We start from the raw sequence: 20,819 nt of genomic DNA, 5'->3' as shown, positions 1-20,819 counted from the left end.
TTTTTACCCCATCTGTCATTATGGATATTGCCGAAAACCTGACCGCCTTCCGCCATAACCTGCTATTTTCTTATAAGTAAGAAAGGCTTAGGTTATTATTAGTAATAATTTCTAATAAGGCTTTATTTTTCATATTATTAAACAGGAATTTTATGCTGCAAATCAACTGACACTGTCAGAAACAAGCGGAGCAAACAGCACAAAACACCAGATGCAAAAACCAGCATTTAATTTATATATAGTCAGATATTCTACTTTGTGCATTAATTGTTGATGGATTACTCGAAAAACAAAGAATGAGAAAAACATTTGCCCTATTAACCATAACGATCAAATTACATCACCGAACCACTACAAAACAACGACATTATTCTTCACTCATATGATGGAGTGCCGATAAAAATGAAACTAACAGTTGAATGCCTCACCCGATTCAGCCCTCAGGATAAAATTGATCTGGCAAAAATCTGGCCACATCAGAACATTGATTTATTAGAAGAAGACCTCTCACTCGATTGGCGATTATTTGCAGCCCGTTTTAACGATCGGCTGTTAGGTGGTGTGCTGGTCGAAATTGAAGGGGACTATGCAGAGCTAAGCGATCTGATGGTGAGAGACGTCACGCGACGACGGGGCGTAGGGAAACTGTTGATTGATGAAGTGCGTCGTCAGCTTCCTGAAGTGAACGAGTGGTGGCTGGCCACAGCCGATCACGCGACGATCAAAGAGGAGGTACTGGCGCGATTTATGTTGTCTTGCGGCTTTTCACCTGTATCCGGCGGCTGGCGCTACATTCGTAGAAAAGAAACGCCGTTGGTTCTTGACCAACTCAACCCAGAGAAGTCATAGCTCACGCTCTGCGGGCTGGTATCAGACAAAAAAAACAAAACGACCGGGTATTATTACCCGGCCGCGAAAGAAAGAGGCGATGAGAGCGATTAAGCTTCTATGGCCGCTCGCAGTTTTTTCATCGCATTCTTTTCTAGCTGACGCACACGCTCTGCGGAAACGCCGTATTGATCGGCTAGCTCCTGCAAGGTGGATTTGTTGTCATCATCCAACCAGCGGGCGCGAATAATGTGCTGGCTGCGTTCGTCCAGCCCTTCCAGCGCGTAGGTGAGCTTATCGGCCGCATGCGTTTCCCAGTTATCTTCTTCAATGCCATCGGCAAAGTCAGACGATTTATCCTGTAGGTAAAGCATCGGCGACATCGCCTTGCCGTCGTGTGAATCTTCTTCAGGCGTCGGATCGAACGTCATGTCCTGCGCCGCCATGCGGGATTCCATCTCGCGCACGTCTTTGCTCGTCACGCCAAGCTCACGCGCGACCAGTTCGACTTCATCCTGATTAAACCAGCCGAGGCGCGTTTTCGACTTACGCAGGTTAAAGAACAGCTTACGCTGTGCTTTAGTGGTCGCGACTTTCACGATACGCCAGTTGCGCAGCACGTATTCATGAATTTCGGCTTTGATCCAATGCACGGCGAAAGAAACCAGACGCACGCCGACTTCAGGGTTAAAGCGACGTACCGCTTTCATCAGGCCGATGTTCCCTTCCTGAATCAGGTCCGCCTGCGGCAGGCCGTAGCCGGAATAGTTACGGGCAACGTGAATAACAAAACGCAGGTGTGACAGAATCAGGTGCTTAGCCGCATCCAGATCGCCCTGATAATGCAGCCGTTCAGCCAGCGCCCGCTCTTCCTCCGCCGTCAGCATCGGATAGGCATTGGCGGCACGAATATATCCTTCCAAACTGCCTTGGGGAACTAAGGTGAAAGTTTGCATATCTTTGGTCATTCAACCCTCTCAGTTGCTCTACTCGTCATATTGCAGTTGGCTATCTTAGCACTGCTTAACCGCATCGTTTTGCGCGAAAATGGCAAAATGCGGCACCTTAAAAGCTTATTTTATGAAAAACCTAAAACCAGATTAATCAAATCCTAAAATCTGTCTATTCAGACTGTGATTTCGCTCGCAAGTTCCTCTCATTTTATTCACCTCATGCCAGAGATCAAGCAAGAGAAAAACGCGTCACTCACACACAAAAAACCAAGGGGAAAACACAGCGGGAAGAGCAAAGAAGAAATGTCGCTGAGGAGATTTCCCCTGCAATACGGTCTGAATTACAGGGGATAATTATACCAGAAAACGCTTACTGTGGTGTAAAACGGCGTAAATGTTGCACCGTTGCCAGCCAGGCGGCCAACCAGCCAATCATGCCAGCGATTAACAGCAGCAGCAGAGATTCATCCCAGCTTAATCCTTTGACGGCAAACGTCGTACCGAAGACGGACGCTACCTGCGCCACCACCGCACCCAGCTTCCAAACCAGCGCCTGCGATAAAGTCAGCGACAGCACCGCGCCGCCTACGCCCATCGCCGCCCCGCCATTCAGGAACGGGCGCAGAATAAAGCCATCCGTCGCACCGATCAACTTCATCACATTGATGGTTTCGCGGCGGCTGAAAATACTCAAACGCACGCTGTTGCCAATCACCAAGAAGACGGCGACGATCATCAGGACACCAATCATCGCGGAAATTTGCCCAACCAGATTGGTCAATGCCACCAACCGCGCAAACCAGCTATCGTCCATCCGTACTTCATCCACGCCCTGCGTCGCCGCCACGCGGTCGCGCAGCGTCGTCAGCGTCGTGGAATCCTGAAAACTCATTTTCGGCGTGATAATCGCCACGGCTGGCAGCGGGTTCTCTTCCAGCATATCGAGCGCGCCACCAAAACCGGACCAGTTGCGGAACTCGCCCATCGCTTCATTGCGCGACAGATAATTGATTTTATCGACACCGTCTTCAGATTGAAGCTGCGTGATAACCGCCTGTGCTGCGTTGTCATCCAGCGATTTGTCCAGATACACCGTCAACTGCGGCGAGGGATACCACTGTGTGGCCGCCTGACTGACATTTTTCCAGACCAGATAGCAGATGCTGGGCAACGCCAACGAGATAGCGATGACCATCACGGTCAGAAAGGTAGCCAGCGGCTGGCGCAGCATATCAGCTAACATATCGGCCCAGGCATAGCGCCACTGTTCCTGCCAGCCACCGCGCAGCGCTTTCGCTTTTGCGACAGGTTTTTTCGCATTACGGACGTTATTCGCCATCGTGGTTTCCCCCCACCATGCGGCCATCCGACAGCATCAGCACACGGTAATTACGGCGGGCGATAAGCCCAGTGTCATGCGTCGCCATCAGGACGGTAACGCCAACACGATTGAATTCTTCAAACAGGCGCAAAATGCCTTCTGACAGCGCGTCGTCCAGGTTGCCGGTCGGTTCATCCGCCAGCAATACCGCAGGTTTGTTCACCACTGCACGTGCAATGCCAACACGCTGCTGCTCACCACCGGACAGCTGAATAGGATAGTTCTTCGCTTTATCCAGCAGGCCAACCTTGTCCAGTGCGGCGGATACCCGGCGACGGATATCCTCACTGCTGGCGCCCGCGATAATGAGCGGCATCGCGACGTTGTCATAGACCGTGCGTTCCATCAGCAGGTGATGATCCTGAAAGATCATGCCGATCTGGCGTCGCAGGAACGGGACTTCGCGTTTTTTCAGGCGGCTGATATTGTGGCCGCCAAACAAAATCTGACCCGCGCTAGGACGTTCAATGCCACAAATCAGTTTCAGCAGGGTACTTTTCCCTGCGCCGGAATGGCCAGTCAGGAACGCCATTTCCGCGGGGCGCAGATGGAAATCCACCCCTTGTAATGCCTGACGCCCACCGAGGTAAGCTTTACTGACCTGTTCAAAACGAATCATCCGTTTTAATCCTCTCGGGCAAAAAGTGCCTCAATAAAATCATCGGCCTTGAATGGCCGTAAATCTTCAATACCTTCACCTACCCCAATATAGCGGATAGGAATAGCGAACTGGTCGGCAATGGCGAAAATCACCCCGCCTTTCGCGGTACCGTCCAGCTTAGTTAAGGTAATACCCGTCAGCCCAACCGCCTCATTAAACAGCTTGGCCTGGCTCACTGCGTTCTGCCCAGTGCTCGCATCCAGCGTCAGCATCACTTCATGCGGCGCGTCTTCATCCAGCTTCTTCATTACGCGCACAATCTTTTTCAGCTCTTCCATCAGATGCGCTTTGTTCTGCAAGCGGCCGGCGGTGTCCGCGATCAGGACATCAACGCCGCGCGCTTTCGCTGCCTGAATCGCATCGAAAATCACCGATGCCGAATCCGCACCGGTATGCTGTGCCACCACCGCCACGTTATTGCGCTGTCCCCAGACCTGCAGTTGCTCGACCGCCGCCGCACGGAAAGTATCACCCGCCGCCAGCATCACGGATTTGCCCTGCGCCTGGAACTGACGTGCCATTTTCCCGATGGTGGTGGTTTTACCCACACCATTAACGCCAACCATCAGAATGACATACGGCGTTTTGCCTTCGATATTCAGCGGGGCGTCCACCTTAGCAAGAATCTCCGCCATTTCTTCTTTCAGCTTCACAAAAAGCGTATCAGCATCTTTCAGTTGGCGGCGGCTGGCGTGCTCCGTCAGGCTGCCGATAATTTTACGGGTCGTCTCAACCCCGACATCGGCAATCAGCAACTGTTCTTCCAGTTCGTCAAACAGATCGTCGTCGATTTTCTTACCGCGAAACAATCCGATAAATCCGGAACCGAGATTTTGGCGCGTTTTGACCAAACTACGTTTCAGACGAGCGAAGAAACCTTCTTTTGTCGGACGTTCCTGCTCTTGCGCCACAGCTGGGACATCATCTAGCTGCACAGGTTCTGGTTCTTCGTATTCTTGCTCTTCCTGCTGCGCAACGTCCGGCTCAGCATTAGCCACCGTCGCGCTGTCGGCGATCGCGGTCTGCACGATCGGATCGACGACATCCCGATCGAGAACGTCATGGTCGATCGCGTCAGCAAAGGCGGTAACATCACGCTCAGCACCCGATTGGATCACGTCTTCCGCTTCAACCTTTATCTGTTCTTCAACAACTGGCTGCTCTGGCGGCTGTTCCTGTTGCTTCTCTTCCTGTTTCCCTAATCCCAGCCAGGAAAAAAAACCGCGCTTCTTTTCTTTTGACATGTGTGATCGCGCTCCACGCTGCTCACCGCAGCGAATCAATCAATGAAAATCATATTTAAACAAGAAGTTTAACACTTTCCGGCCGACAGCAACACGCAGCCAACGGGGCAATGACCGACAATTCTCGGCGCTGCCGACAATCTTCGTAACGAAAGGCACTGTCCGTAACGAAGTGTGTCAAACGCTGCGCGTTATCGAAAGCCCGTAGATAGCACAAAATTTTGGGTTAAGCGCTTTAACACCCATCTTAACATTCCCTCTACACGTAACCGCCGCTAGAATAGCGCCAGAAATTTCCTGCCCGCATCCACACCATGATGATGCGGCACAACAATAACCCTGTGAGCTATGGCTAAAAAAAATGCATCGTCAGCCGCCGGACAAATCCGAATCATCGGTGGTCAATGGCGCGGCAGAAAACTTCCGGTTCCTGATAGCCCCGGTTTACGTCCCACCACCGATCGCGTGCGGGAAACGCTGTTTAACTGGCTGGCTCCCGTCATTCAACAGGCGCGCTGTCTGGACTGTTTTGCTGGCAGCGGTGCGCTCGGGCTGGAAGCCCTTTCTCGTTATGCTGCGCACGCCACATTATTGGAGATGGAACGTGCAGTCGCCCAGCAATTAACGCAAAATCTGGCGCTGCTTCGGGCGGAAAACGCCGAGGTCGTCAATACTGATGCCCTGAGTTGGCTGGCGAAGCTGGGCACGCCGTTTGACGTTGTGTTTCTCGATCCGCCGTTTCGCAAAGAGCTGCTGAACAACACGCTTGCCCTGCTGGAACAACAGGGCTGGCTGGCACCCGATGCATGGATTTACGTGGAAACCGAGGCGGAAAATGCGCAGCTGACTATCCCAGAAAATTGGCAACTGCACCGTGAGAAAATTGCGGGTCAGGTCGCCTACCGTTTATACATCCGTCAGTGATCTTCGCAGCGACGGTAAGGGTAAGAGATGATTTTGATTAACCTTGGCAGGCTATTGATGCTGGGCGTGTGGGGATTTTTGTTGCTTAACCTGATTCAACCGTTTCCCAAGCCGTTGAATATCTTCATGACCGTGGCGATGGTATTTATGATCCTGATGCATGGTTTTCAGTTGCTGCTGTTAAAATCCAGCCAGCCGAAAGACAGCCCCGCGCTGAGTCGCGCGCTTCAGGCACGCATTTTCCTTTTTGGCGTGTTTGAACTGCTGGCGTGGCAGAAAAAACAGCCTAAACCACCGAAGCCGTAATCGCTACCTCTGCTGGGGCACAATCCGAATTGAGGCACAATGCGAATAAAGCTCGTGCCCTTTCGCTCAAAGGACACGCGCCGAGAAAATCAGGGTTTCTTGCTGGGAAGATAAGGGAACGTAGTAACGTTGTCGCCTAAATCAGAAATGCGCGCGCTGCCTTTTTCCGTCACGGCATCAATGCGAATGATCGCCTGTAGAGGGATGAAACTGCGGCTCACACCGGAGAATTCCGTTTTCAGTTTCTCGGTTGACGGGTCAACCAACACCGTAGACTGGCTATCAAACACGAAGTCGGCAATTTCAATAAAACCGAATAGGCTGCTCTGCACCAACTCACGCACGTAAAGCTGGTAATTCTTACCGTTATTTATAAATTGAATACGATAAAGCGCGGATTCATTACTCATTCAACACAATGCTCCCTTCTAGACTTCACGGCGCCCATCTACAATAAAAACAGGCGATAACATAACATGAAGCTAACAGAAGTCGCATCCGTCTCGCCCCGTGTTGTTTAACTTCCCCACAATCCCCTACACTGAACAAAGAACGGTTTATTTTTATCCTGACACAAACAAAAACACAAAAAGGACACGCTATGCTTTGGTCATTTATTGCTGTGCTTTTTTCTGGTTGGTTGTATGTAGACGCCAGCTACCGTGGGCCAACGTGGCAACGTTGGTTATTCAAACCGGTCACGATGCTACTGCTGCTGGCTCTGGCCTGGCAGACGCCGCTGCTTGGTGTGCCGGGCTATCTAATTGTACTGGGGCTGCTGGCAACGCTGGTCGCAGACACCCTGCTGTTGCTGCCGACTCAGCGCCTGCTTTACGCGTTTGGTGTTTATTTCCTCTCCCATCTGCTGTACACCATTAGCTTTTTTACCGGACAGATTTCACTGACGTTCTTTTGGCCGCTGGCATTAACGCTCGTCATTCTGGCCGCGATCCTGATCGCCATTATCTGGGGACGATTGGACGCACAGCGTTGGCCCGCCTGCGCATTCATCATCATGACGACGTTAATGGTCTGGATTGCTGGCGAGCGGTATTTTGCGCTGGGGACAAACGCGAATGTCTCCCTGCTGACGGGCACCGTACTACTGTTTATCGCCCATGCGGCCTGGCTGATTCACCATTACCGTTTTCCATTCCGTGCCCATCAGGCGATTGTGGCGGCGGGCTATTTTGGCGGCCATTTCCTGATCGTTCGCTCCCTCTATTTCTGACGCTCGCGGCGCTCACGAAAATCTGGCTAAGCATTGAGCGGCGGTGTAAAGTTCCTGATGAGAATGTCAGTCACTAACAATGGAGGAAGAGATGCACTCTCATCAGCATAACCACAGCGCTGAGAAATCAGCCTGCTGCAATAACAGCGTTCACCGCGCGCCACGCCGCGCCAAAAGTTGCTGCAACGAGCACACGCAGCATTCAAACCACGCCGACCACAGTTGCTGTTCAACCAAGCACACATCTGACGCTGTAGTGCAGAGTGCGTGCGGCACAGATCAGTCGTCGTCAGACAGCGGCGGTAGCACGGATTCAGACGACCCCGACGGCGGAGACAGCGACAGGCCCCGATCCCACCAGCGTTTCAGCTGGAAAATCAGCGGGATGGATTGTCCCAGCTGCGCACGTAAAATCGAAAATGCCGTAAAAAATCTCACCGGAATTGAACAGGCCAAAGTGCTGTTCGCCACCGAAAAACTGGTTGTTGATGCCAACACCGATATTCGACTCCAGGTTCAACATGCTGTTCAGCAAGTGGGCTTCATCTTGCAGGACACCGCACTCCCCCTCGCGCCACCCGACACGTCGACCGTACGTCGCTTCGTACATGAATATGGTTTCTTAATACTTTTCACTCTGCTGGCTGCTGCAAGCTGGGGACTTTCCCTGCTAAGCGAGCGCGGCGGGCAGATCGCGTTTATCGCGACCACCATCATCGGGCTGATTCCGATACTGAAGAAAACGGTGCAGCTCATTCGCACGGGTACGCCCTTCGCGATTGAAACACTGATGAGCGTGGCTTCCATCGGGGCGCTCTTGATTGGCGCCACCACCGAAGCCACCGTCATCCTGCTGCTGTTTATGCTGGGCGAACATCTGGAATCTTACGCGGCAAACCGTGCACGGCGGGGCGTAACGGCGCTGATGGCGCTGCTTCCCGAAGATGCTACGGTCGTCGGCAACGGGCAGCGACGCCTCGTTCCCGTCGCCAGTCTGGTTCCCGGTGACGTGATTGAAGTCGCCCCCGGTGGCCGGCTCCCCGCCGATGCGGAACTCTTGAACAGCGACGCCAGCTTTGATGAAAGCGCGCTGACCGGTGAATCGGTTCCCGTTGAACGTACGCCCGGTGAGAAAATTGCCGCAGGCAGCCTGTGCGTCGATCGGGTCGTGCAACTGCGCGTGGTGTCACAGCCGGGCAACTGCGCGATCGACCGCATTCTGCAACTGATCGAAGAAGCGGAAGAGCGCCGTGCGCCGATAGAACGCTTCCTCGATAAATTCAGCCGCTATTACACGCCAGCCATCATGCTGCTGTCGCTGCTGGTGATTCTGGTGCCGCCGTTGCTGCTGGCGCAGCCGTGGCAAGAGTGGATTTATCGCGGCCTGACGCTGTTGTTAATCGGCTGTCCGTGTGCACTGGTGATCTCAACGCCTGCGGCGATTACGTCGGGGCTAGCCGCTGCAACGCGCCGTGGAGCGCTGATTAAAGGCGGCGCGGCGCTGGAATCGCTGGGCAGCATCAAGACTATCGCGTTCGATAAAACGGGCACGCTGACAGAAGGCAAACCGCAGGTGACGGACGTATTGCCCGCCGCAGGCGTGAGCGCAACGGCGCTGCTGACACGCACCGCCGCCGTGGAGTCCGGTTCACACCATCCGCTTGCCAAAGCGATTGTCCAGCATGCGCGATCCAGCAGCACGTTCCTGCCAATGGCGGAAAATCGCAAAGCGCTGGCGGGTGTCGGCGTGGAAGGTACGATTGGCGGCAAGCGAATTCAGGTCAGCGCGCCGACTCGTGTCGCGTCCGACTTGCTTGATACCGACTGGTTACAGCGGGTTGAGGCGCTGGAAAACGAAGGAAAAACCGTCGTGGTGGTGCAAGAGGACGATAGCCTGCTCGGCGTGCTGGCGTTGAGCGATACGCTACGTCACGATGCGCGTGAAGCGCTGGATGCCTTACAGCAGTTGGGGATTCGTGGGGTCATGCTCACGGGCGATAATCCCCGCGCGGCGGCGGCGATTGCGGCGACATTAGGGATCGATTACCGCGCCAGCCTGCTCCCCGCCGATAAGGTCGCGGCAGTCAGCGAATTGAGTCAGCAGCATCCTGTGGCAATGGTCGGCGACGGCATCAACGACGCACCGGCGATGAAAGCCGCAACGATCGGGATTGCGATGGGAAGCGGTACGGATGTGGCGCTGGAGACGGCCGATGCAGCCTTAACGCACAGCCGCCTGACCGGTCTGGCGGCGATAATTAGCCTGTCGCGGGCGACGCAGCGCAATATTCACCAGAACATTACTATCGCGCTGGGGCTGAAAGCCGTCTTTCTGGTCACCAGCATTCTGGGTATTACCGGGCTGTGGCTCGCCGTGCTGGCGGATTCCGGCGCAACGGCGCTGGTCACCGCCAACGCGCTGCGGCTGCTGAGAAAACAGGACTGATATTACCGTTGCTGGCTGTTGGTTGAAGGATCGAGATACACGGAGCGACCACGGGGCGAGGCCTCCCTACGGGAACCTCATCCCCGTGTTTCTCCTAATCACACACGTCAACGAACGATATAACGCACCGAGTATTATTAACCTTTGCGCAGCAGATAACGATAGGGAACTTGCTCGGTCTCTTGTGTCAGAAGCTCATGCTCCATGAACACGCAAAAACTGGGAATATCGCGGGTGGTGGCCGGATCGTCGGCAATAATCAGCAGCGTTTGCCCAGTTTCCATCTGGCGTACCGTCTTACGCACCATCATTACAGGTTCAGGGCAGCGCAGCCCCTGTGCATCAAGGGTTTTATCCGGGTTGGTAAAGGGATCGGTCATCAACGTTCTCAGTACAGGAATCAAAAAACCGCCTTAGTTTACGCTGAGGATTTCCCGACGCAAGCGACGACAACATTTGCGCATAAAACAACCATTTTTTATAGGCAAAACACATGCCCGTAGCGAAATAATTGCATTAACGAAACAATTGCGTATTATGCCGCCGCGTTGCAGCATAAATCTGCACGTTATCCCTTGGGTTCCCTAACCCCAATAACCAAAAAGGTCACATTATGTATCGTTTTACTCCCCAGCAGCGGCTTACGGCGCTGATCTGGCTATCGTTGTTCCATGTCCTGATCATTACGTCGAGTAATTATCTGGTTCAGCTCCCGGTATTGATTTTCGGTTTTCATACCACCTGGGGCGCGTTTACCTTCCCGTTTATTTTTCTGGCAACTGACCTGACGGTACGAGTTTTCGGTGCGCCGCTGGCGCGTCGTATCATTCTCACCGTGATGGTGCCTGCTCTGGTCATTTCCTATCTGGTGTCGAGCCTGTTTTATCAGGGATCGTGGCAGTCGTTCGAGGCATTCAATCAGATAAATATCGTCGTGGCACGTATCGCCTGCGCCAGCTTCATGGCTTATGTTCTCGGCCAGATTCTGGATGTTCATGTCTTTAATCGACTGCGTCAGAAACGCGCGTGGTGGATCGCGCCGACTGTGTCGACCGTGTTTGGTAATTTCAGCGACACGCTGGCCTTTTTCTTCATTGCGTTTTACCGCAGTACCGATGCCTTCATGGCGGCAAACTGGGTTGAAATTGCGATGGTGGATTATGCCTTCAAGCTGCTGATCAGCTTGGCATTCTTCCTGCCGATGTACGGCGTCATGCTGAACATGGTGCTTAAACGTCTAAGCGAACAGAAAGACTCGGCCGACTACCGTTCCGTCAGCAGCCACCATTAATGCCAATCAGGCGGCCATTTGTGCCGCCTTTTCTCATCAAGTCACTCATCGTTTTGTAAAAATAACGCAGGCAACAACAACGGTTTGCAACAACAAAATGCTTGTTTTTGCTATCTGAATAGGGTGCCATACTGTTATTACCTGTTTATACCCGTCATATTTCAAGTTGCATGTGCGTTGGCTGCGTTCAGTCACCCGAATCACTTACCTGAGTAAGTTCATCGGGATTCCTTCCCTTGCCGCCTGCCTGAAACTCGAATTATTTAGGGTATAGAAAAATTATCTGTTTCAAAAACGAGAGAAAGGGATCCCATGTCGAATATCATCAAATACCTCGGTGTCGGCTTGCTTGTCGGCCTGCTTGCTGCCTGTGATGGCAAAACGGATGACGCCGCAAAAGCGGGCGCACAAGATAAACCTGCCGCAGAAGCCAGCGCAGGTCAGAATATTGAATTAATGGAAGGCAAGATTGCGTTTACTCTGCCGGCCGATATGCGTGACCAGAGTGGAAAAGTGGGAACGCAGGCGAACAACATGCACGTTTACGCCAATGACAATGGGCAGAAAGCGGTCATCGTGATTCTGGGCGACAACACCACAGAAGAGTTGACCGTGCTAGCGCAGCGTCTGGAAGATCAACAGCGCACGCGTGACGCCAACCTCCAGGTCGTTACCAACAAGACCATCGACGTTGACGGCAAGAAGCTGCAACAACTCGACAGCATTATCACCAGCAGCGGACAACAGGCTTATTCCTCTGTCGTGCTGGGTAAAGTGGAAAACCAACTACTGACCTTGCAGATCACGCTGCCAGCGGATAATCAGCAGCAGGCACAGACCGAAGCGGAAGGCATCATCCACACCCTGAAGCTGAAATAATCCCCCCCACCAGTCTCTTAATAAATCCCCAGTTCACTGGGGATTTATGCACCTACCCGCTTAGTATTTAACCTAATAACCCTGCCTATACCAACGTGGGAGAAAGAGTCGCTCTCTATGAGTTTTTACTTAAAAATAAAATTATTTCAATATCAATCAATTGATTGACCTGTTTTCAGTCCTTTCTTCATACTATCGATTTTCACTTCGCCTGCTATCCTCCCCTCGCTGTTATTTATCAACAGGACCTGCGCCAAGGATGTGACAGGGGACGTTTTTAGTATTCTGCCTACCGCCTAAAACCTGCGCTCTGTTTGCTTTTTACCGTGTAGTGAACACACCGAATCGCTGTTCAATTTAAATTCCTGCGCTTTTCTCTAAAGCCGCGTTTTTTCTCGCATGGTGTTTAGCCCGCGTCGTGTTTTATCAACATGAACTGTGGTGTGAGCAGACTCAGACCACAGCGCAGGTTTTTATTTTAATCAGGATAGTGACGTGCCGCTCTGGGAAAACCCGAGGCGTGCGGTAGCCATGGTAACGGCGAAGGAAAAAGGAGAGGACAGGTGGCAAACAGTACAGGATTACAGTTCACCGTAAAGGTCGGTGCCCTGGATGCAGGCACTTTCGCGGTGGTGGATTTCAGGCTGGATGAAGGGCTGAACCGGCCTTTCAGCCTGTCGCTGAGTCTGGCGAGCGCGCTGCCGGATGTCGATTTCGGCGCGGTGCTGGACCAGCCGTGCGAGCTGATGATCTGGTATGAAGGCGAGCTGAAACGTCGGGTCAGCGGGATTATCAGCGGCTTCACGCAGGGTGACACCGGATTCCGGCGCACGCGCTATCAGATAGACGTCCGTCCTGCCCTGTGGCGACTGGGATTACGCACCAACGCCCGCATCTTTCAGGCGCAGAAGCCGGAGGCGATTATCGGGGCGCTGCTGGAAGAAGCCGGTATCACCGACTACGCCTTTGCGCTGCGCCATGAGCACGCGCCACGCGAATACTGCGTGCAGTATCGGGAAAGCGATTTAGCCTTTATCACCCGACTGGCTGCAGAAGAAGGTCTGTACTTCTTCCATGAGTTTGAGGAAGGCAAGCACCGCGTGGTGTTTGCCGACGATGCGGGTGCACTGACCAAAGGCCCCGAGCTGTTCTTCAACTTGGCGACACAAGGGCTGAGCGAGGGCGAATATGTCCGACGTTTCCACTACGCGGAGCGGGTGAGTACGGCCGAAGTCGAGTTGAAAGACTACAGCTTCAAGACACCGGCTTACGGGCTGTCGCACAAGAAAATGAGCAGTGAGCTGGCACACCAGCGCGAAAGCTATCAGCATTACGACTACCCGGGGCGCTATAAGCAAGACCCGAGCGGCAAGGCGTTCAGCGGCTACCGGCTGGATGCGCTGCGCTCAGGGGCAGTGAAGAGCGAAGGCGAATCCAACTGCGCGGGGCTGATGCCTGGCAACACGTTCACCCTGACGGAGCACCCGAATGCGACGCTGAATGCGGTGTGGCAGACGGTGAGCGTGACGCACGTCGGGCAGCAACCGCAGGCACTGGAAGAGGAAAGCGGCGGTGAACCGACAACCATGAGCAACAGTTTTGCCGTGGTGAAAGGCACGACGACATGGCGTGCTGCTATGCCGTACAAACCGATGGTGGACGGCCCGCAAATCGCTACCGTCGTCGGCCCAACGGGGGAAGAAATCTACTGCGACCCGTATGGTCGGGTAAAACTGCAATTCCCGTGGGACAGATACGGGGCGAGTAACGACCAGAGCTCCTGCTGGGTGCGGGTCAGCCAGGGCTGGGCGGGCGGCCAGTACGGCATGATTGCCATCCCACGTATCGGCCATGAAGTGATCGTCAGCTTCCTTGAAGGCGATCCGGACCAGCCGATTGTCACCGGGCGTACTTTCCACGCCACTAACTGTCCTCCTTATGACCTGCCTGCCCACAAGACGCGCACCGTACTGCGCACGAAGACGCATCAGGGAGAAGGATTTAATGAATTGCGCTTCGAAGATCAGGCCGGTCAGGAGGAGATTTATCTTCACGGGCAGAAAGACCTCAAGGCGCTCGTTGAGAATGATGTGGTCTGGCACATCAAACATGATGCCCACACGGAGATTGATAATGAGCGAGTCATCCGCATTAAAGCTAACGATCACCTGACGGTGGAGAACGAGAAACGTGACCACGTGAAAGGAGGCCTCTCGCTGACCGTTGATGCGTCGATGCATCAGAAACTGGGGCAAGCGTTACTGGTTGAGGCGGGTGAGGAAGTGCATGTAAAAGCGGGGGCTAAGGTGGTGCTTGAAGCGGGCGCGGAGCTGACGCTGAAGGTTGGGGGAAGCTTCGTGAAGATTGACCCCAGTGGCGTGAGCATCGTTGGCCCAGCTATCAATATTAACTCAGGGGGCAACGCGGGTAGTGGTTCGGGCTGGGCCGGACAGAGCCCCATTCTGCCGGGCGGTGTTGCCGTCCCCTCTGCTCCTCCCGCGACATTACCTGCACCCGCCATTCATAAAAGCATGGAATCGATGTCACCGTTGGTCAAACCTTGCCCCCTTGCGAAGGGAGGCAAAGCATGAGTCTGAATACGTGGCAAGCACAACATAGCGGCACCCTCTTTGCTATTGTCGACGGCGCGTTAGATCGCGCGGCGGTAGCCCGTTTCTATGAACTCAGTCAGGGTGAAGCTTTCCCCCTCTTTGCGGGGACAGAATTTGACGAACAAGTGGCACTTGGCCCCTGGCTGTTGTCTAACCCTTCACCTGCATTCGTGGCGGATTCTCCGGCACTGAGTGGGTTCTATCTGGTCAGTGAACAGTCTCTTGACGTCGTTCGCCACCATTGGCAAAGCCTGATATTGGCTATCCGTGAAGGAGAGGCGGTCTGGTTTCGTTTCTCTGAGCCTCGTATTTTTCTGCCGATGTTCTGCGCGATGAACCCAGAAGAGCGGGATGCCGTGCTTGGCCCCTGCAATGGAATTTGGATCAACGACACTGGGTTTACACGGAATCCAGAGACGCCATTTCATCCCCCGTTAAAAAGCCCCTGGTTTCACATTCATCCGTCTCATCTGGCGGCGTTGTATGACGACGATCGCCATGCCTATATTCTTCGTCGGCGTCTGTGGCAGACCATGACGAGCATGATGGCACGTCATCCCGAACCGGTCAGGGCTATTTTGTCCGTTCTCAGGCAAGCCAATGCGGAGAAGCTTCAGGACGACGTGCTCGATGGAGTGGTGGCTGGAGCCTTGACCTTGCAGGTCGGGCTTCCTCTGGAGAGTATTCGAGCGCCGCTGATGCTGACCGAAGCTGAATTCGCGCAGGTCAACCACTGGATGGTGCAGCATAATGCATTGATAGGAGTTAACTAATGGCAGCCGATCCCTACTGTATCCCCTGCGAACATTACGATTGCTGGATAGAAATTGAGGTGCGTGATGAACACAATCGTTCGTTTAAGGGGCTAAAAGCGACACTCACCGACGATACCGGCAAGTCCGAAACAGTCACCCTTAAAGAAGGGCCTGTCGTCGTACAGGGCTTTGCGGTGGGCCCTATCACCGTGAAGCTGGAGACGCAGCCCTGGCTCAAGGCGGCGCAATCACGTGAAGTATTGAAGGACGGGCAAAGTGCCGTCCCTGCCTATGTGGCAGAGAAAGCGGGATACGATGACACGCCACGTGAACATATTAAGGCGACCACCGGTGACCTGTGCCTGACCGCACCTGAGCAACCCTTGCCAGAAGCGCATCAGGAAGGCAAAGCCGGTAGCGTCCGTTTCTTTACCAACCATTCCTACGTTATCGAGGTCAAAGGCTACCAGATCAACGTGCTGCGCATCGGCGTGTTCTTCGATGGCACAGGGAATAACACCTATAACGCCGAGTCTGGCCTCAGAAAAGTGGAACAATGGCTGGCTGAAACCTGTGCCGATCCGGCACAGCGGGAGAAAGAGCTGCGTGGCTGTCAGATGGGGAGGCTTCCGGTGAGTGACAGTGCGGCGAACGACATTACTAATGTGGGGAAACTCTACGATCAATATATCTTTGGGGCTAAGACATTGAGCGCCCATAGCTATATCAGCGGCATTGGCACGCGCGATCCGGTTGCAGGAAACGAGGGGCAGGAATACCGATCGGACAATATGTTAACGAAGGGGCTGGATCTCGATTTTGGTGGTGAAAATACCTCTATCGTTGGCAAGGTGAATCAGGCCTGTGAACAGAGCATTGTTTCCGCAGTCATGCGGGATTTGGAGGATGTTTTACCCAATATTGAATGCATCCACCGTATTGTCTTCGATGTGTTTGGCTTTAGCCGTGGGGCGGCGGCGGCACGCCATTTTGTCAATGTCATCGACCAAAAAGCCGATCACCCGCTGGTACAAGCGATCGCCAATATGCCCACTATCCGGCTGAAAGCGGGGTTTGACTGGGCCAAGCGGGACGATGTGCGTATCACCTTTGTCGGGATTTTTGATACGGTAGCCTCGTCGTACCATCCCAGCCTCAATATCCGCTTGCAGGATGACTGCGCCGAACGGGTGGTACATTTAACCGCGCTGGATGAGGTACGCAAGCACTTCCCCTTAACACGCATCACGCCCACGGCCATTGGCACCAGCATCCCTGCGCATTTTACCGAACTGGCGCTGCCGGGTGCACACTCGGATATCGGCGGCGGGTATTACAGCCGCTGGAGCCTGCGTAACCCGAACAGTGACCCAGCGCTGACCGAGTGCCTTGAACTGGAGCGCTTTATGAGCGAAGAAGCGACGACTACGCCGGAGACGGAAAGTCGCGCCTACCACCAGGCACGCGCTTATGCCGAGGAAAAGATCGCACAGGGCTGGGTGGATCGGCTTCACCCGCATTTACCGCGTGCGACCACGCCACCCGTGGGTGGCAATCAGTTTGATCCCCTATTCGTTTATCCGCAAGCGCGGTAAGGATGATGCCTGGCCGAAAAAGGCCGTGTATGTGGAGGTGGTGATGAACCGCGTGGTAGAAGGGGAATACTCGCGTATCCCGTTACATATGATGGTGGAGGCCGGACGTTCTGCTGGGGTGCCGTTTAAGGTGTGGGATCCCACAATAAACGGGCATCTTCTTGAATCTGGAGCCATCAAATTGCCAGCGGTTAATCTGGCTAAACTGGATCAACTCTGGGCATTGGCAGCCACCGAGCAGGGCGTGATAAAGAACCTGAGTCAGCAGCTCTCCCCCGAGGTTTATCGGGCGCTGCGTCGCGACTATGTGCACCGCAGCGCCAGCAATCAGGGCATATCCAGTCCCGCAGGAGTCCACAAACAGGAAACCACCGTGAGCAAGGAACGGCGGCATATCATCGGCAATCAGGAGGCATGATGTTGAGATATTTTATTATAGCGGTGGGATTATGTATCTCGCTGAACGCCTGCTCAACCCCGAACCCAATGACTCACGTTCGCTGGAGCTATGGTTCAGGTAGCAATATTGACAGTTTTTGTACGACAAAAGCCACCTTCTATCATCATGGGAAAATCGTATCCAGTTATCCCGGTGGAGGATGTAACGCTGGTGCACCGTATAAAAGCATCATTGACAAAAAGTATTATTGGGCTGGGGGGGGCGGGTTACCTACCGAGGGTGTTCCCGTCCCTGACAGCGCGTCGATAGAAATGGTGTCCTTCTACGATCGTAAGCGGTACCGCATCACGGTTGATTTACCTGCAAATTTAGCGCGACAAATGCAGCAACGCTATCAGGTTGGCGAACGCCTTGATCAACGAAATCGGCTCTATTTTGGCCTGGCACCCGGCGGTTATTATGAGGTGGTCTTGATGGGGCGTGGGCTTGGCGTCAGTCCAGATCTCTTGCTTGCCCGTGGTATTGCCGAAGAGGTCACCGATGATTGGAGAGATAAGGCCATACCCTTGGAAAAACAATATGAAAAGCGTTGGGCTGAGTTTGGCAAGCAGTACGGCGAGCTGTTTAAACAGCACCCTATCCCATTAGGTAGGGACTGGGCACCGATCATGGATGCCTACCGCGCCAACCAGCCTAAAACAGACCAACAGCCTGTGAGGTAATGAGGTCACCGTGAGCAAGGAACGGCGGCATATTATCGGCAATCAGGAGGCATGATGTTTATTATGGCTGCCCTCATCCTTGCGCCGGACGCTGGGTCAGTCGCCACGTCAGTGCCAGACCGCATAGCCCTAGCAGCGCCGCCGCCAGATAAATAGAGGCAATACCGGTATAGGCCATCAGCACGCCCGCCACCGGCCCGACGATGCCCAGCGATAAATCGAGAAATATCGTATAGGTTGCCAGCGCGCTCCCTTGATTCTGCGGCGATACGGCCTGAACGGCGACGACACCCAATGCTGGGAACACCAGAGAGAAACCCGCCCCCGCGAGGAACGCACCGACTTCCGCCATCAGCGGCTGCGTCGCCCCCCAGACCAGCAATAACCCGACGATCTCAACCACAAAGCACGCCATCGCCACGCGCAGCCCACCAAGCCGTTGAATACTTTTAGGAAACACCAATCGTGCACCGACAAAGGCACAGCTGAAAATGGTTAGCGTCAGCGCCGCGCCTTCCCAGTTACGGTCAGCATAAAACAGCGTGATGAAGGTGGCGATCACACCAAAACCCGCAGAGGCGATCGCCAGAATAATGCCGTAAACCCAGACTTTCCCCAGCACTTCGCGGAAAGGAATCTTTTTCCCCGGAGCGACCTGCACCGCGGGACGCGGTAGCGCGAGGACAATCGCCACGGCTGCGATCAGGATAATGCAGACGGAAAGCAGTTTTAGCCCACCGATATGGTTGAGCCAGACGCCGAGCGGTGCGCCAATCGCCATCGCGCCATAGGTGGCAATGCCATTCCATGAAATCACGCGCCCGATGTGTCGGGAACCGACCACACCGACGCCCCAGAGCGTTGCGCCTGTACCGGCAAAGCTCTGTCCGGCTCCCAGAACGACACGTCCGAGACACAACAACAGCAGCGTGATGGCAGGCGAGGCATCGCTAAAGGCGGCCATCAGGTAGAACACTCCGCTCAGCATGACGCCAGCCAGCCCCCAGACGACAATTTTCTTCGGCCCTTTTTCATCGGCGCTGCGGCCCGCATGCGGGCGGCTCAGTAGCGTGGAGAAGTATTGCAGGCTGATCACCAGCCCGGCCCAGAATGCACTGTAGCCAAGGTGATCATGCACATACCCCGGCAGCACCGCCAACGGCAGGCCGATATTCAGATAGCTGGCGAAGTTGAACGCCACAATCGACACGATGCGCAGATTAAGGCGCAGCCCGCTCAGCGCCGGTTCGGATGGGGAAGGTGTTGGCATGGAAAATTCACTCGCTTAACGTCCGTGTATGACGTACGTTCAGAAAAAATTGAAAAATCATATTGTTATATACTCTAAATAATTCGAGTTTCAGGCAGGCGGCAAGAGAAGGAGTCCCGATGAACTTACTCAAGTAAGTGATTCGGGTGACTGAACGCAGCCAACGCACATGCAACTTGAAGGATGACGAGTATATTGTTGGTTATAATCAACCTTATGCTAATAAACTAATCCCGAACACAGGAGAAACGCAATGCCTGTACCGGCAGACTCGGAGCGCCAGTCAACATCGTCACCCCCTGAAGGGGATAAATCACCACAGAAACCCCTTTCGTTTCTGGGCAAGAGTCAGCGTCTGGTCGCCCGTATTCAGGCGATCCCCAGCGTGGCGCACCTGATTCGCGCGGGCGAACGTTTCAACGATCGGATGGGCAACCAGTTTGGCGCGGCCATTACCTATTTTTCCTTTCTGTCGCTGATCCCGATTCTCATGGTGTCTTTTGCCGCCGTGGGTTTCGTGCTGGCCTCCAACCCTGACCTGCTGACAAGCCTGATTAACCGTATCGTCAACAGCATCAGCGATCCTAATCTGGCCAATACGCTGAAAAGTACCGTTAACACCGCCGTGCAGCAGCGTACCACCGTGGGGCTTACTGGGTTACTAATCGCACTCTATTCCGGCATCAGTTGGATGGGAAACCTGCGTGAGGCGATTCGCGCCCAGTCGCGCGACGTGTGGGAACGAAACCCGAAAGATGAAGAGAAGATTTACTTTCAGTACACGCGGGATTTCCTGTCGCTGATCGGCCTGGTCATTGCACTCATTATTACGCTTTTCCTGACCTCTGTTGCCGGCACCGCGCAAAACATGATTGTGAACGCGCTGGGGCTGGATGGCATAGAATGGTTGCGCCCCGCGTTAACGCTGATTGCCCTGTCCATCTCCATCTTCGCCAACTATCTGTTATTTCTGTGGATATTTTTCGTTTTACCGCGCCACAAACCCAAACGTAAAGCACTCTTTCGTGGCACGCTAATCGCCGCCGTGGGCTTTGAAGCAATCAAATTTGCGATGACCGTCGCGCTGCCTAAATTAGCCAGCTCCCCTTCCGGAGCTGCGTTCGGTTCGGTCATTGGCCTGATGGCGTTCTTCTATTTCTTCGCTCGTCTGACGCTCTTCTGCGCTGCTTGGATTGCCACAGCGAACTACAAAGGCGACACCTCGACGGATAAGAATGAGCAAGAAAAAGAACCGCCCTCCGATCGCTAAAAGCAGCGTGAAAGCACTGGTTTTCCGATCTGCGTCATGAAAAAATAAAAC

The 20,819-nt window shown here is 53.9% G+C and carries 20 protein-coding genes; 13 read left to right on the top strand and 7 right to left on the bottom strand.

The features are described 5' to 3' along the window. Positions 1–402 precede the first annotated feature (402 nt). Positions 403–849 (top strand): aspartate 1-decarboxylase autocleavage activator PanM, encoded by a 447-nt coding sequence (panM, locus tag IG609_RS00410; protein WP_193397796.1) that lies wholly within the window; start codon positions 403–405, stop codon positions 847–849. A gap of 89 nt (positions 850–938) precedes the next feature. Here panM and rpoH read toward each other — a convergent pair whose 3' ends face one another. The 4 genes from rpoH to ftsY form a co-directional block, all read right to left on the bottom strand. After that, positions 939–1,796: an RNA polymerase sigma factor RpoH gene (gene rpoH, locus IG609_RS00405; RefSeq protein ID WP_039275909.1), complete on the bottom strand. Its 858-nt coding sequence runs from the start codon at positions 1,794–1,796 to the stop codon at positions 939–941. A gap of 355 nt (positions 1,797–2,151) precedes the next feature. After that, complete coding sequence (gene ftsX, locus IG609_RS00400; protein ID WP_193400697.1) at positions 2,152–3,120, bottom strand: permease-like cell division protein FtsX; 969 nt, start codon at positions 3,118–3,120, stop codon at positions 2,152–2,154. Beyond that, a complete protein-coding gene (ftsE, locus tag IG609_RS00395; RefSeq protein ID WP_193397798.1) occupies positions 3,110–3,781 on the bottom strand; it encodes a cell division ATP-binding protein FtsE in 672 nt (223 codons plus the stop codon). Before ftsE ends, ftsX begins: the two co-directional genes overlap by 11 nt. A gap of 5 nt (positions 3,782–3,786) precedes the next feature. Beyond that, positions 3,787–5,067, bottom strand: a complete 1,281-nt coding sequence (ftsY, locus tag IG609_RS00390) for a signal recognition particle-docking protein FtsY (RefSeq protein WP_193397799.1) — start codon at positions 5,065–5,067, stop codon at positions 3,787–3,789. A gap of 348 nt (positions 5,068–5,415) precedes the next feature. Here ftsY and rsmD point away from each other — a divergent pair, with 348 nt between their 5' ends. Both rsmD and IG609_RS00380 read left to right on the top strand, forming a co-directional pair. Then, positions 5,416–5,991 (top strand): 16S rRNA (guanine(966)-N(2))-methyltransferase, encoded by a 576-nt coding sequence (gene rsmD, locus IG609_RS00385; RefSeq protein WP_039557565.1) that lies wholly within the window; start codon positions 5,416–5,418, stop codon positions 5,989–5,991. 30 nt (positions 5,992–6,021) lie between these two features. Continuing rightward, on the top strand, positions 6,022–6,297 hold the full coding sequence (locus IG609_RS00380) for a DUF1145 family protein (protein ID WP_161503027.1): 276 nt from the start codon (positions 6,022–6,024) through the stop codon (positions 6,295–6,297). An 89-nt stretch (positions 6,298–6,386) separates the two neighbouring features. On the opposite strand, the gene IG609_RS00375 is transcribed toward IG609_RS00380, so the two are convergent. Beyond that, on the bottom strand, positions 6,387–6,707 hold the full coding sequence (locus IG609_RS00375) for a DUF1820 family protein (protein WP_193397800.1): 321 nt from the start codon (positions 6,705–6,707) through the stop codon (positions 6,387–6,389). A 191-nt stretch (positions 6,708–6,898) separates the two neighbouring features. Between IG609_RS00375 and IG609_RS00370 the strand changes: the two genes are divergently transcribed. Both IG609_RS00370 and IG609_RS00365 read left to right on the top strand, forming a co-directional pair. Then, a complete protein-coding gene (locus IG609_RS00370; RefSeq protein WP_193397801.1) occupies positions 6,899–7,528 on the top strand; it encodes a lysoplasmalogenase in 630 nt (209 codons plus the stop codon). A 91-nt stretch (positions 7,529–7,619) separates the two neighbouring features. Then, complete coding sequence (locus IG609_RS00365; protein WP_193397802.1) at positions 7,620–9,974, top strand: zinc/cadmium/mercury/lead-transporting ATPase; 2,355 nt, start codon at positions 7,620–7,622, stop codon at positions 9,972–9,974. A gap of 137 nt (positions 9,975–10,111) precedes the next feature. On the opposite strand, the gene tusA is transcribed toward IG609_RS00365, so the two are convergent. Next, entirely contained in the window at positions 10,112–10,354 is a 243-nt protein-coding gene (gene tusA, locus IG609_RS00360; RefSeq protein ID WP_116164043.1) for a sulfurtransferase TusA, read from the bottom strand. 233 nt (positions 10,355–10,587) lie between these two features. On the opposite strand from tusA, the gene IG609_RS00355 reads away from it, so the two are divergent. The 7 genes from IG609_RS00355 to IG609_RS00325 all read left to right on the top strand — a co-directional run bounded on the left by IG609_RS00355 (position 10,588) and on the right by IG609_RS00325 (position 18,228). After that, positions 10,588–11,265, top strand: coding sequence for a 7-cyano-7-deazaguanine/7-aminomethyl-7-deazaguanine transporter (locus tag IG609_RS00355; protein WP_116164041.1), 678 nt, complete (start codon positions 10,588–10,590; stop codon positions 11,263–11,265). Positions 11,266–11,577: 312 nt separating this feature from the next. Continuing rightward, entirely contained in the window at positions 11,578–12,144 is a 567-nt protein-coding gene (locus IG609_RS00350; protein WP_193397803.1) for a DcrB family lipoprotein, read from the top strand. Between the two features lie 563 nt (positions 12,145–12,707). Continuing rightward, positions 12,708–14,735: a type VI secretion system Vgr family protein gene (locus IG609_RS00345; RefSeq protein ID WP_250127228.1), complete on the top strand. Its 2,028-nt coding sequence runs from the start codon at positions 12,708–12,710 to the stop codon at positions 14,733–14,735. After that, on the top strand, positions 14,732–15,529 hold the full coding sequence (locus tag IG609_RS00340; protein ID WP_193397230.1) for a DUF4123 domain-containing protein: 798 nt from the start codon (positions 14,732–14,734) through the stop codon (positions 15,527–15,529). Before IG609_RS00345 ends, IG609_RS00340 begins: the two co-directional genes overlap by 4 nt. Then, the gene (locus tag IG609_RS00335) at positions 15,529–17,106 is read left to right on the top strand and encodes a T6SS phospholipase effector Tle1-like catalytic domain-containing protein (protein WP_226373289.1); all 1,578 of its coding nucleotides are present in this window, start codon (positions 15,529–15,531) and stop codon (positions 17,104–17,106) included. The genes IG609_RS00340 and IG609_RS00335 overlap by 1 nt, the downstream gene beginning before the upstream one ends. Then, positions 17,060–17,524 carry a hypothetical protein gene (locus IG609_RS00330; protein WP_250116843.1) on the top strand — a complete coding sequence of 155 codons (465 nt, stop codon included), beginning with the start codon at positions 17,060–17,062 and terminating at the stop codon, positions 17,522–17,524. Before IG609_RS00335 ends, IG609_RS00330 begins: the two co-directional genes overlap by 47 nt. After that, a complete protein-coding gene (locus tag IG609_RS00325) occupies positions 17,524–18,228 on the top strand; it encodes a DUF2931 family protein (protein WP_193400354.1) in 705 nt (234 codons plus the stop codon). Before IG609_RS00330 ends, IG609_RS00325 begins: the two co-directional genes overlap by 1 nt. Before the next feature lie 73 nt (positions 18,229–18,301). Here IG609_RS00325 and IG609_RS00320 read toward each other — a convergent pair whose 3' ends face one another. Further along, a complete protein-coding gene (locus IG609_RS00320; RefSeq protein ID WP_193400352.1) occupies positions 18,302–19,498 on the bottom strand; it encodes an MFS transporter in 1,197 nt (398 codons plus the stop codon). Positions 19,499–19,751: 253 nt separating this feature from the next. Between IG609_RS00320 and yhjD the strand changes: the two genes are divergently transcribed. Further along, positions 19,752–20,768: an inner membrane protein YhjD gene (yhjD, locus tag IG609_RS00315; protein WP_193400350.1), complete on the top strand. Its 1,017-nt coding sequence runs from the start codon at positions 19,752–19,754 to the stop codon at positions 20,766–20,768. The last annotated feature ends 51 nt before the right edge of the window (positions 20,769–20,819 follow it).

This window comes from Pectobacterium quasiaquaticum (assembly GCF_014946775.2).
In the GTDB taxonomy this organism is placed as follows: Bacteria; Pseudomonadota; Gammaproteobacteria; order Enterobacterales; family Enterobacteriaceae; genus Pectobacterium; species Pectobacterium aquaticum.
Note: the sequence above shows the minus strand (reverse complement) of the source record. Positions and strands in the feature narration are given on the sequence as shown.

Coding starts and splice junctions, on each gene's coding strand:
- panM (WP_193397796.1), top strand. CDS start 403: ATGAAACTAACAGTTGAATGCCTCACCCGATTCAGCCCTCAGGATAAA.
- rsmD (WP_039557565.1), top strand. CDS start 5,416: ATGGCTAAAAAAAATGCATCGTCAGCCGCCGGACAAATCCGAATCATC.
- IG609_RS00325 (WP_193400354.1), top strand. CDS start 17,524: ATGTTGAGATATTTTATTATAGCGGTGGGATTATGTATCTCGCTGAAC.
- ftsE (WP_193397798.1), bottom strand. CDS start 3,781: ATGATTCGTTTTGAACAGGTCAGTAAAGCTTACCTCGGTGGGCGTCAG.
- IG609_RS00350 (WP_193397803.1), top strand. CDS start 11,578: ATGTCGAATATCATCAAATACCTCGGTGTCGGCTTGCTTGTCGGCCTG.
- IG609_RS00340 (WP_193397230.1), top strand. CDS start 14,732: ATGAGTCTGAATACGTGGCAAGCACAACATAGCGGCACCCTCTTTGCT.
- tusA (WP_116164043.1), bottom strand. CDS start 10,354: ATGACCGATCCCTTTACCAACCCGGATAAAACCCTTGATGCACAGGGG.
- IG609_RS00335 (WP_226373289.1), top strand. CDS start 15,529: ATGGCAGCCGATCCCTACTGTATCCCCTGCGAACATTACGATTGCTGG.
- yhjD (WP_193400350.1), top strand. CDS start 19,752: ATGCCTGTACCGGCAGACTCGGAGCGCCAGTCAACATCGTCACCCCCT.
- IG609_RS00370 (WP_193397801.1), top strand. CDS start 6,899: ATGCTTTGGTCATTTATTGCTGTGCTTTTTTCTGGTTGGTTGTATGTA.
- IG609_RS00355 (WP_116164041.1), top strand. CDS start 10,588: ATGTATCGTTTTACTCCCCAGCAGCGGCTTACGGCGCTGATCTGGCTA.
- rpoH (WP_039275909.1), bottom strand. CDS start 1,796: ATGACCAAAGATATGCAAACTTTCACCTTAGTTCCCCAAGGCAGTTTG.
- ftsX (WP_193400697.1), bottom strand. CDS start 3,120: ATGGCGAATAACGTCCGTAATGCGAAAAAACCTGTCGCAAAAGCGAAA.
- IG609_RS00365 (WP_193397802.1), top strand. CDS start 7,620: ATGCACTCTCATCAGCATAACCACAGCGCTGAGAAATCAGCCTGCTGC.
- IG609_RS00375 (WP_193397800.1), bottom strand. CDS start 6,707: ATGAGTAATGAATCCGCGCTTTATCGTATTCAATTTATAAATAACGGT.
- ftsY (WP_193397799.1), bottom strand. CDS start 5,067: ATGTCAAAAGAAAAGAAGCGCGGTTTTTTTTCCTGGCTGGGATTAGGG.
- IG609_RS00320 (WP_193400352.1), bottom strand. CDS start 19,498: ATGCCAACACCTTCCCCATCCGAACCGGCGCTGAGCGGGCTGCGCCTT.